The 10,131-nt window shown below is 43.1% G+C and carries 10 protein-coding genes; 4 read left to right on the top strand and 6 right to left on the bottom strand.

Annotation, left to right across the window (positions count from 1 at the left end; genetic code table 11):
- A partial coding sequence (locus F6K52_RS25210) for an aldehyde dehydrogenase (RefSeq protein WP_293084528.1) occupies nt 1-1,296 on the bottom strand: 1,296 nt, incomplete at its 3' end.
- A gap of 284 nt (nt 1,297-1,580) precedes the next feature.
- On the opposite strand from F6K52_RS25210, the gene F6K52_RS25205 reads away from it, so the two are divergent.
- Nucleotides 1,581-3,257 (top strand): iron ABC transporter permease, encoded by a 1,677-nt coding sequence (locus F6K52_RS25205; RefSeq protein WP_293084525.1) that lies wholly within the window; start codon nt 1,581-1,583, stop codon nt 3,255-3,257.
- 622 nt (nt 3,258-3,879) lie between these two features.
- Here the strand turns inward: F6K52_RS25205 and F6K52_RS25200 are convergent.
- The 4 genes from F6K52_RS25200 to F6K52_RS25185 all read right to left on the bottom strand — a co-directional run bounded on the left by F6K52_RS25200 (nt 3,880) and on the right by F6K52_RS25185 (nt 7,159).
- The gene (locus F6K52_RS25200; protein ID WP_293084522.1) at nt 3,880-4,935 is read right to left on the bottom strand and encodes an extracellular solute-binding protein; all 1,056 of its coding nucleotides are present in this window, start codon (nt 4,933-4,935) and stop codon (nt 3,880-3,882) included.
- A 473-nt stretch (nt 4,936-5,408) separates the two neighbouring features.
- A complete protein-coding gene (locus F6K52_RS25195; protein ID WP_293084519.1) occupies nt 5,409-5,609 on the bottom strand; it encodes a hypothetical protein in 201 nt (66 codons plus the stop codon).
- A 141-nt stretch (nt 5,610-5,750) separates the two neighbouring features.
- Complete coding sequence (locus F6K52_RS25190) at nt 5,751-6,050, bottom strand: PepSY domain-containing protein (protein ID WP_293084516.1); 300 nt, start codon at nt 6,048-6,050, stop codon at nt 5,751-5,753.
- Between the two features lie 131 nt (nt 6,051-6,181).
- Nucleotides 6,182-7,159: a F510_1955 family glycosylhydrolase gene (locus F6K52_RS25185; RefSeq protein ID WP_293084513.1), complete on the bottom strand. Its 978-nt coding sequence runs from the start codon at nt 7,157-7,159 to the stop codon at nt 6,182-6,184.
- 60 nt (nt 7,160-7,219) lie between these two features.
- Here F6K52_RS25185 and F6K52_RS25180 point away from each other — a divergent pair, with 60 nt between their 5' ends.
- Together F6K52_RS25180 and F6K52_RS25175 are read left to right on the top strand one after the other, a co-directional pair.
- Nucleotides 7,220-7,423, top strand: a complete 204-nt coding sequence (locus F6K52_RS25180; protein ID WP_293084510.1) for a hypothetical protein — start codon at nt 7,220-7,222, stop codon at nt 7,421-7,423.
- Between the two features lie 807 nt (nt 7,424-8,230).
- A complete protein-coding gene (locus tag F6K52_RS25175) occupies nt 8,231-8,395 on the top strand; it encodes a hypothetical protein (protein ID WP_293084507.1) in 165 nt (54 codons plus the stop codon).
- Nucleotides 8,396-8,430: 35 nt separating this feature from the next.
- Here the strand turns inward: F6K52_RS25175 and F6K52_RS25170 are convergent, their stop codons facing one another.
- Nucleotides 8,431-8,640, bottom strand: coding sequence for a hypothetical protein (locus F6K52_RS25170; protein WP_293084504.1), 210 nt, complete (start codon nt 8,638-8,640; stop codon nt 8,431-8,433).
- 125 nt (nt 8,641-8,765) lie between these two features.
- Here F6K52_RS25170 and F6K52_RS25165 point away from each other — a divergent pair, with 125 nt between their 5' ends.
- Nucleotides 8,766-10,064 carry a cytochrome P450 gene (locus F6K52_RS25165; RefSeq protein ID WP_293084501.1) on the top strand — a complete coding sequence of 433 codons (1,299 nt, stop codon included), beginning with the start codon at nt 8,766-8,768 and terminating at the stop codon, nt 10,062-10,064.
- Nucleotides 10,065-10,131 lie beyond the last annotated feature (67 nt).

Genomic DNA, 10,131 nt, shown 5'->3' with positions numbered 1-10,131 from the left:
TACGCTTTTTTGGTGAGAAAAGGTATCAAAACCAGCTTTACCATGATAAGCACCCATCCCACTATCACCAACCCCACCAAATGGTAGGGAAGGAACATTTAGATGCATTACTGTTTCATTCAAGCAAACACCACCAGCAGAGGTCTGTTGCAAAACCTGCTGTTGCTTTGCTTTGTCTGTGGAGAAAAAATATAGCGCTAAGGGTTTTGGTCTTTGGTTAACTATCCCAATCGCTTCATCTAAATTACTGTATTCAATCACAGGTAGAATCGGACCAAAGATTTCCTCTTCCATCACTTTATCCTCTAAGGAAATATTGTCGATGACCGTGGGAGCAATATAGCGGTCTTCTGCATTAGTTTGTCCACCAATTATGATGTCACCATCCTTGAGTAAGGTACTCAAACGCTGATAATGCTTATCACTGATAATCCGAGCATAATCTGGACTTTTGCCTGGATCGTCTCCATAAAATTTATGGATACAAGCTTTGATTTGCTGGAGTAAATCAGATTTAATCTCCCGATTCACCAGCAGATAGTCTGGTGCAACACAGGTTTGACCAGCATTGATAAACTTACCCCAAACAATTCGTTTTGCTGTAGTTTCTATCGGCACATCTGTCTCCACAATGCAGGGACTTTTACCTCCCAACTCTAGGGTGACTGGGGTTAGGTGTTTGGCAGCAGCAGTCATGATAATTCTGCCAACTTGGGTACTGCCGGTGAATAAGATATGGTCGAATTTTTCTGCTAACAGTTCCTGACTGGTTTCTACTCCCCCTTCCACTACAGCAATATAGCCAGGGTCAAAGTTTTTCTGGATAATCTCTGCGATCGCACCAGAGGTGTGAGGGGACATTTCAGAGGGTTTGATAACGCAACAGTTTCCGGCTGCGATCGCAGCCACTAAAGGAGCAATGGCTAGAGCAAATGGATAATTCCAGGGACTGATTATTAGTACTACTCCCAAGGGTTCGGGATAAATTTGACCAGAGCCTGGAAAATTTGCCATTGAGACCGGGACTCTTTTGGGCTTGACCCAGGATTTAATATGCTTGAGAGTATGATCAATTTCCTGCACTAGGATAATTTCGGTAGCATAAGATTCAAATTCCGCCTTGTGCAGGTCGGCTTTCAAGCCTTCTAAAATGGCTGTATCATTTTCTAAAATAACTTGCTTGAGGCGCTTGAGTTGGGCAATCCGGAATGCCACATCTTTGGTTTTACCGGTGCTGAAAAAATTGCGCTGCTGAGTCAAAATATCCTTGACTTTACTGGTTTGTAGTTCAAGCATCTTAAAATTTAACCCCTGAACGAAAAAAAAAAAATCATTTTGTTCTGGTTCAAGGTTAGCAATTATTTGATAGGATAGTTTATTGCTAAATAATTGCAAGAGTTTAGCGTAGGGTGGGTTAGGCGGGGAGTACTTTAAAAGCTCACCTTTGAAGAGAGCTGTCCGCCGTAACCCACCAATATTAAGCAACTCATCGCTGTCTATACATTTACTTTATAAACAGCCTCTGAGTTCAGCTCCGATGAAAACATTCCTCAAAACAATCATTTGCCTGAAAACTCCCGATGCCACTAAAAATTTCAGCACTATTGAGCGGTAACACACCATGGCATCGTCTGGGTTTGCCTGGTTGGACAGTCTCGGTAATTGCGATCGCACTCCTAATTTGCGCACCAGTCCTATTTGTGCTGGGCAGTATGTTCTCCGATTCTTCAGAAGTATGGAGTCATTTAGTCTCCACTGTCTTAGGCAGTTACATTCTCAACTCCCTGTGGTTAATCCTAGGTGTAAGTAGTGGAGTTTTAATCCTTGGGGTTTCAACAGCATGGCTAGTAACCATGTGTCGCTTCTGGGGAAGCCGGGTGTTTGAATGGGCGCTACTACTGCCTCTGGCAGCACCAGCCTATTTACTTGCCTATACTTACACCAATATGCTGGACTTTTTTGGACCGGTACAGACCTGGCTGCGCCAGCTGTTTGGCTGGACTAGCGTGCAGGATTATTGGTTTCCCAATGTCCGGTCTCTGTGGGGTGCGATCGCCATGTTGTCTTTGGTGCTCTATCCCTACGTTTACCTGATCACCAGGGTAGCTTTCCTAGAGCAATCCGTTCGTACCCTAGAAGCTGCTCGTTCCCTCGGATGCACCCCTTGGCGTGGCTTCTTCACCGTAGCTCTACCCCTAGCCAGACCAGCGATCATGGCAGGTTTGGCCTTAGCACTGATGGAAACCCTAAGCGACTTTGGCACAGTAGAGTATTTCGGTGTCAGTACCTTCACTACAGGCATATATCGTACCTGGTTAGGCATGGGTGAGAGGTCAGCCGCTGCTCAACTAGCCGCCTGTTTGCTACTATTCGTAATTGTTTTAATTCTACTAGAACGCTGGTCTCGTAAGCAATCTCGCTATTATGAGACTGGCAGTAGTTACCAACGAATCAAGCCATTTTCACTAACTGGGGGCCGAGGCATCCTCGCGCTGTTAGCCTGTTCGCTTCCCATTGCTCTTGGATTTTTAGCACCCGCAGCATTTTTGCTGCACATGACCATTAAAAATGCTGAGGAAACCTTAGATGATAATTTTTGGCAGCTAGCTACAAATAGTTTACTATTAGCCATTACAACAGCTGCCATTGCCATGGTATTAGCATTAGTAATGGCTTATGGGCAACGTCTAGTGCCCAAACTAGGGATGCGCTTAGCAGTACGGACTGCTGCCATGGGTTACGCTATCCCAGGTTCAGTGATTGCAGTTGGTGTCTTAATGCCCTTAGGTCAGTTGGACAATACCATTGACAGCTGGATGCGGGCAAGCTTTGGCCTATCCACCGGTTTACTTTTCAGTGGCACCATCATTGCTTTAGTATACGCCTATCTTGTGCGCTTCTTAGCCATTTCATTCAATACCGTTGAATCCAGCTTAGGTAAGATCAAGCCTAGTTTAGATGATGCCTCTCGCAGTCTCGGTTATGGTCCTACGCTTACCCTAATTAAAGTTCATGCCCCATTAATGTGGGGAGGATTGTTGACAGCAGCCATGTTAGTGTTTGTGGATGTAATGAAAGAGTTACCAGCAACTCTGATCATGCGACCGTTTAATTTTGACACCCTGGCAGTAAGAGTTTACCAGTATGCCTCCGATGAACGATTAATACAGGCATCAGCACCAGCCTTAGCGATTGTTTTAGTAGGAATTATTCCAGTAATTTTATTGAGTTTCAAGATTGCTAAATCTCAGCGATAATAATGAAGAATGCAGAATGCAGAATGAAGAATGCAGAATTATAAATTATAAATTATAAATTATAAAATGTTGAAGGTGATTTTGTAGAAGTAAGGAGTCAGAATAGGTCAAGTTTCATGGTGTTGGAATCAAAAAAATTGGTTATTCCGTAAAAAGGGATGCTAATTACGGAATAACCACTATAGTATTTATCAATTCGGTTAGGACAAAGTTCTGGGTTTTAGGAAGCTCGGCGCTACTCCCTACAGTGCGCGTTCACGCTTAGCTTAAAAAAAGCGCGGGGTCGCACTGCTCCCGACTCCCTATTCCCTAAGACGACAGTACTTCACGTGACAGCTCCCACACTGACTCTTTGAGTTAAGTGTGGGCTTCCCAGCCAATCCAGCTATTGCTTAGGAGGCGCTGGGCTTTAAGAACGGACTGCCCTGCCGCTCTGTTTTTTTGGTCTTTTGTTTAATAATGTTTGACCAACTTTCCAGCATTTTAGGCTTTGAAAGTCAATATGGGCGAGTATAACACATCGATTGGTCTTTTGTGAAAGACTCTGTGCAAAAGAAGCCCCACACTCATGCTGCGCATGTTCGTTGTGGGGCTTCTTTTGCCGGAAGCTAATTAAAAACTGTTATACCCAACCAGCAATATCCATCAGTTGAACTGCTGTAGCACTATTAGGTCCATATTTGGAAACACTGGTTGGATCTTCCTTGAAGGGAAAACCAAAGCCCGCAAGTACCGGATCAATCGGTGTTCCAGAAACCACGGGATATTCGCTATTAGCTTGAGCAAAGAAGGTCTGAGCGGTAGGGCTGGTTAGATATTCTAAGAACTTGATAGCATTTCCTGGATTAGGAGCTGTTTTCACCAAGCCGCCACCACTGATATTAATGTGGGCACCCCGGTTTTGCTGATTGGGGAAAAATACACCAACTTTCTTGAATATCCCCTGCTTGGCAGGGTCATCGGATTTAATATAGCGAGGTAGATAATAAGTATTTGCGATCGCAATATCCGCAATCCCAGCAGCAACGGCTTCAATTTGGGCTCGATCATTACCCTGAGGCTTACGAGCAAAGTTACCCACAAAGCTCTCGACCCATGATTTTACTGCTGGTACACCCAGGGTAGCAATCAGTGACGCCACCAGAGACTGATTATAGACGTTGCTCGATGAGCGGATAGCAATGCGACCTTGCCATTTGGGATCAGCCAAATTTTCGTAAGTTGACAGATCCGCAGGGTTAACTCTGTCTTTGTTATACATAATCACACGCGCTCGCTTAGTGAAGCCAAACCAGTGATTATCAGGGTGTCGCAGGTTAGCGGGAATCTTGGCGTTGAGTTCCGATGAATTAACCGGGGCAAAAATACCAGCCTGGTCAGCTTTCCACAGACGACCAGCGTCAACAGTGATTAAGACATCAGCAGGGCTATTGGCTCCCTCACTTTTAATCCGTTCTATTAATGGATTTGCTTTCCCCTCAATCAGATTCACTTCAATACCAGTGATGCGGGTGAAGTTGTCGTACAAGTCATCATCGGTCTTGTAGTGACGAGAGGAGTAGACATTGACTACCCCATTCTGGGCGGCTGCTCTACGAGGTTTACCCAGTTCACCTAAGGTGTAAGCCGCCATGGCTGTACCACCTGCTAGTAAGATATTTCTTCTGTTGATGTTCATCAGCAACTACTACTTTCTCTCCTTAGGGTTGTCGCTAAATTTATGCAGTAGGTATGGTAATCCAACACCTGAGTTACCCACTACAGCTATCGAAATAAATTATCGATTAGTTTGGGAATTTTGTAAACTACCTCAGGCGGTCGGATCGCAGATACATCCTTTGAATTACTGAGTTTTACTATATAATTGACCCTATAGTAGATGTAATGGTCAGTGTCTAGAAGAGGAACTTTACTCAGTATACTATTATTTTTTTTATAGCTTATCAGAAATTTATCTAAAAATTTGCCAGAGGAATAGAGCTGAAAGTTATAGGGCTGCGCCCAGGATGGAACTTCTGCCCTTAGGAAGCAAAGACTGGAAAACCTTGTAATATAAAGGGTTTAGGCATTATTCGTGCCTTAAATTTAGCAACACCCTGACCAGCATTACTACAATTGATAAGAGTTAGCGGCTATTGACTACTGAGCGAGTCAGGAGTCGGGAGTCGGGAGTCGGGAGTCGGGAGTCGGGAGTCGGGAGTCGAGAAAAGAGTCTTGTAGCAGTTGCCAAGTCCCAAATACAACTACTATTACAATAATCAAGCTAACCAGTGGGTCAAACCAAAGCCAACCGGTTGTGAGAATAGCAATGCCAGCCAGGACAACACAAACAGACACCAATGCAAAATGCAATGGTCAAGAGTGCTTGAAGCGATGCATCGCTTAGTCTATCAATCCTATTTTTATATCTCAAATAAAAATGCTATAGCGTTTTTACTAACTATAAAGTACACATAATTTTTGCCCTATTCCCTATTCCCTATTCCCTATTCGCTACCTATTTCGTGAGCGTTGCCCTATAACCCGTCGCCGAGTCTGAAACCACATAGAAATACCTGTAATTGCTAAGGTTAATAAACCAAAGGCATTGAGAAACGGATAAATCATTTGTAAGTTAATAGCACCAAATTTTCCTTTGTGCAGTTCCAAAAGCCAAATAAATTCACTACTTTTATCAGTAAGAGCTGCCACCTGAAATAAGGAACCGGTAATCACAGTCAACAACACTGGCAATATCATAATTGGGGCAAACCAAGCGTGCAGTTGACGTAAACGGAATCGATTAATAGTCATAATTAGATAATAGTAATATAAATTATGCTAAATGAATTGTAATAATTTTTTATACCATATTACCTGTTCCCTGTTCCCTATTCCCTGTTCCCTATTCCCTGTTCCCTATTCCCTTTCCTATAGTAATAGGATTAGAATAATGGTTGCCAAGTTTTGCCGCTATCTTTGGATTGTAAGATACCATTCTGATCATTAGCAGCGTATAAAAATTCGGGATTAGACGGGGCGATCGCCATATACAAAAATAAGTCTCCTGTTTCTGCGCTTATGGCTTCCCAAGTCCTACCCCCATCGGTACTTTTAAAGAATCCTCCGGAATCTTCTGAAAGGATGTGGAATCCATAAATTACTGTCTTTTCTGCTTCGGATTTCAGAGCCAGACTAGCAACCAGGGACTCTTGAGAATTGGGGACTAAAATCCAGCTTTTTCCACCATCCCTAGTCTCAAATAATCCCAGAGTTGTAGCAGCAAACACGTGCTCAGGATTGCGCGGATCAACGACTAAATTATGGGGAATATCCTCCAGTCCCTGGGCTGGTAATTGATTCCAGGTTTTGCCACCATCTTTTGAACCCAACAAGCCTTGTTTTCCAGAAACCGCCCATCCATAAATTACCTTGGGGTTAGCTGGTGCGATCGCTAAAGTCAAAAAGTCTACCCCGAGCAGGGATTTGAGCTGCCATTGTTGCCCTTTATTGTAGCTAGTCAGAAAACCGAGCTTGCCTCCCGATGGCGGATGTAAGCTAGCATAAAAGCGTCCGCTATCCTTGGGATGAGCCACAAAGCTGGTGAAATTAGAACGAGTTTTGCCAACTTGCAGCCATTTCCCTGCTTCAGAACGCTGCAATAACCCATGATGGGTGGCTACGTAGAGGATTTCCGGATTATCTGGACTAACAGCCATAGCGTGAATATTAGTCTTCTGCCACCACTTCTCAGGAGCATCACTAAGAATAATGTTGTTATTGGTGACATCATTGGTCACTCCTGTTATGGTTGACTGAGTGATATTGGTTTTAATTGTGGTGGGTTGACAACCCATCACCGTAATAGCGACAATACTGTAAATAAACCAATTTTTAACCATATCGTTTATCTCTACATTCATCTATACATCAATTGCTTGATTGAAGCGGGTACAAGTGGCCCTACCACCAGTAATCCTAAGATGAATTCTCCCAATCCCAGGGTTGGACTGGTAATTTCAGTTCTGGTAGTTAACGTTTTACTATCCACTGTTGCTGCTTCGGAAACTGTAGCGGTTGCCACAGGAAGAGTTATTGCTACTGATACCGATTCTAGACCAAGCTGGTTTGATGGTGATGGCGTAGTTGCTGCTTCTGGGGTTTATTTTAGGTATGGTTGTTGGTGATAATCTCCAGTTTGGGCAAGCAAAGGAGTTGTTTTCAGGGTTAGCTTGATTCTATCTAATGTAGTATAACTGATTACCAGAGTTCGACATAACCTCAAACTCTGGCTTGATAAGTCTTTTTACTCAGTTATATTAACCACTAGGGCTCACCCTTTCTGTGTTATTTGGTACAGGAAAAGAATGTCAATTTTGACATCCTCCCACCGCTAAATCGTAGATTATGTGGCCAGGATGCCCGCTCGCAAATATTGATAACAGGCAAGATGCCCGTTCCAGCAAGACTCCCATAGCACCTATCGGGTCAAACCGTACAAATGGGATGCACCCAACCGGGATTGATGATCGTGATATTTTTGGCATCATGGAAATAACTCCTTTTTAGGAGGGAGGAAAGCTGCGCTGGTCGTCGTGGTTAACAGTTATTACCAGCGCAGCTATTAGTTTCAGTCGTCACCTTCTATAATATACATAACTCTTCAAAAAAATGCAATGGTTAATTAAAACTATTTACATTTATTTACAACTAGTTTTTTTAGCCATTTATGAACTCAATTATGTCTAATATATATAGTATTTTTTATTATATATTTTTTATATAGCAGGAAATATGTAAGTTGAAAAAAACAGTTTATATGATATAATCGCTAAGCTTTTTTTCATTGAAATTGGATATTAATCAGTTATCACAAAAAACTCACACTCTATCTTATAAATCCCGACTTACTGCTACCTTTCCTAAAGTACATCGCGGAATGGATAAATGCTTGAAAATAGTTAACTATCAATATATTTTAATAAATAATCATCATGAATTGGAGAAAATACATTGATTACAATCCCCACATTTTATTAGGTAAGCCAGTCCTTGCTCACGTGTTTGAGATTGGTGAAGAAGAGGATTTTGAGGAGGAAATTAAACTAACTCGTCAGAATCTGGAACTGATGAATTTTCGCCATGGAACGTTCCGCTAATGTCAAACCTGGTGCAGGTATATCCATCGAAGAGATTAGGCAGCACCTTGATGAATAATTCTGGTATATAACTCCATGATTGAATAGTTTTGTGTCAGGAGTGGTGACATCAAGACAGCCCTAGATCTAGCACAAGAGTTAAATAGCAATCCGTGTAGGAATTGAGATAATTTTGATGCCATATTCCCTACTCCCGTCTTGATGCAATAGCGAGTGGGGGAAACCCCCGCATGAAGGCGCTGCATCGCTACTCCCTACTCCCTGTTCCGAGATCCGCTGTTCCCTTCCAGTAGGCATTTCAAAATAAGATGGGTTTACCCTGGATCAGCCAAGAGATAATAAGTCTTGACCCTGCAGCTTGCTTATTTCCATGGAAACCACTACTCAAGATATGCGATCGCTTCCATTGCCCCCTGGTAACGTCTGTTTACCCATTATCGGTGAGACCATCAGCTTTTTAACGGATCGAAATTTCCACAAAAAGCGGTCAGAAAAGTATGGGCGCATCTACAAAACCCACATTTTTGGTAGTCCTGCGGTGACGATGAATACTGCAGAAGCGAATCAATTTCTGTTTACGAATGAAAATCAGTATGTTGCTTCTATCTGGCCCAAAAGCACGCAAATCTTACTTGGAGCCGCCTCACTGGCCAACCAAACGGGAGTTTTCCACCAGAAGCGCCGCAAGTTAATGTACCAGGCGTTTCAACCGAGAGCATTAGCTAGCTATATTCCCACCATGGCCAACATTACTAGCAATTATCTCCAGAAATGGGAAGAGATGGGAACCTTAACCTGGTATCCTCAACTGCAGGACTATACCTTTGAGATCGCTAGTACCTTGCTGATGGGAACTGATGGAGGTTCCGAAACCCCTCTGGCTCAACTATTTAATAACTTTTCTGAGGGAGTGTTCAGTATTCCGATATCTCTACCTTGGACAAGGTTTGGTAAAGCTTTGCGTGCTCGTCAAGGATTGCTGACCTATATCGAAACCATTGTCCAACAGCGACAGCAACAGAAAAATCCCGGAGAGGACGCCTTGGGACTATTGTTACAAGCCGAAGATGACCAGGGGAATTCCTTGAGTTTGGATGAAATCAAAGACCAAGTGCTTCTGTTGTTGTGGGCAGGCCACGAAACCTTAACCTCTGCGATCGCATCCTTTTGTCTGTTGACAGCCCAGCATCCAGATGTTGTTGCCCATCTCCGTGCTGAACAACAGAAGTTTTCTGGTTCAGAACCCCTAACCATGGAACATCTCAAGCAGATGACCTATCTAGAGCAAGTGCTTAAAGAAGTGCTGCGCATACTTCCTCCTGTTAGTGGTCTTTTTCGGAAGGTTATTCAGTCTTTTGAATTTAACGGTTACTTGATTCCTCAAGGTTGGACTATACTGTGCCAAATTACCGAAACCCACAAAAATCATAAAATTTATCAAGATCATCAACGCTTTGACCCAGATCGGTTTGGGCCAGAAAGGACAGAAGATAAACAAAAAACCTTTGGATATATCCCCTTTGGTGGCGGTTTACGGGAATGTTTAGGCAGGGAGTTTGCCAAATTAGAAATGAAGATTTTCGCGGCTCAATTGCTCCGGGATTATGACTGGAAATTAGTGCCAGGTCAAGATTTAGAAATGGTGGTGATTGCTACTCCCGATCCCTGAGGTGGCCTAAAGGTTACGAGTAGCCGTAAAGTAAACTCTTAGCTAAATAAGCTAGTGCAGGAAAAGC

The sequence above is a fragment of the Moorena sp. SIO3H5 genome (genome assembly GCF_010692395.1).
Classification (GTDB): Bacteria; Cyanobacteriota; Cyanobacteriia; order Cyanobacteriales; family Coleofasciculaceae; genus Moorena.
The sequence above is the reverse complement of the archived record's forward strand: the minus strand, read 5'-3'. Positions and strand labels throughout refer to the sequence as shown.

Excerpts from the sequence above, each read along its gene's own strand:
- F6K52_RS25200 (WP_293084522.1), bottom strand. The coding sequence starts at position 4,935 with ATGAACATCAACAGAAGAAATATCTTACTAGCAGGTGGTACAGCCATG.
- F6K52_RS25170 (WP_293084504.1), bottom strand. The coding sequence starts at position 8,640 with ATGCAGCGCCTTCATGCGGGGGTTTCCCCCACTCGCTATTGCATCAAG.
- F6K52_RS25180 (WP_293084510.1), top strand. The coding sequence starts at position 7,220 with ATGAATTCTCCCAATCCCAGGGTTGGACTGGTAATTTCAGTTCTGGTA.
- F6K52_RS25190 (WP_293084516.1), bottom strand. The coding sequence starts at position 6,050 with ATGACTATTAATCGATTCCGTTTACGTCAACTGCACGCTTGGTTTGCC.
- F6K52_RS25205 (WP_293084525.1), top strand. The coding sequence starts at position 1,581 with ATGCCACTAAAAATTTCAGCACTATTGAGCGGTAACACACCATGGCAT.
- F6K52_RS25165 (WP_293084501.1), top strand. The coding sequence starts at position 8,766 with ATGGAAACCACTACTCAAGATATGCGATCGCTTCCATTGCCCCCTGGT.
- F6K52_RS25175 (WP_293084507.1), top strand. The coding sequence starts at position 8,231 with ATGAATTGGAGAAAATACATTGATTACAATCCCCACATTTTATTAGGT.
- F6K52_RS25185 (WP_293084513.1), bottom strand. The coding sequence starts at position 7,159 with ATGAATGTAGAGATAAACGATATGGTTAAAAATTGGTTTATTTACAGT.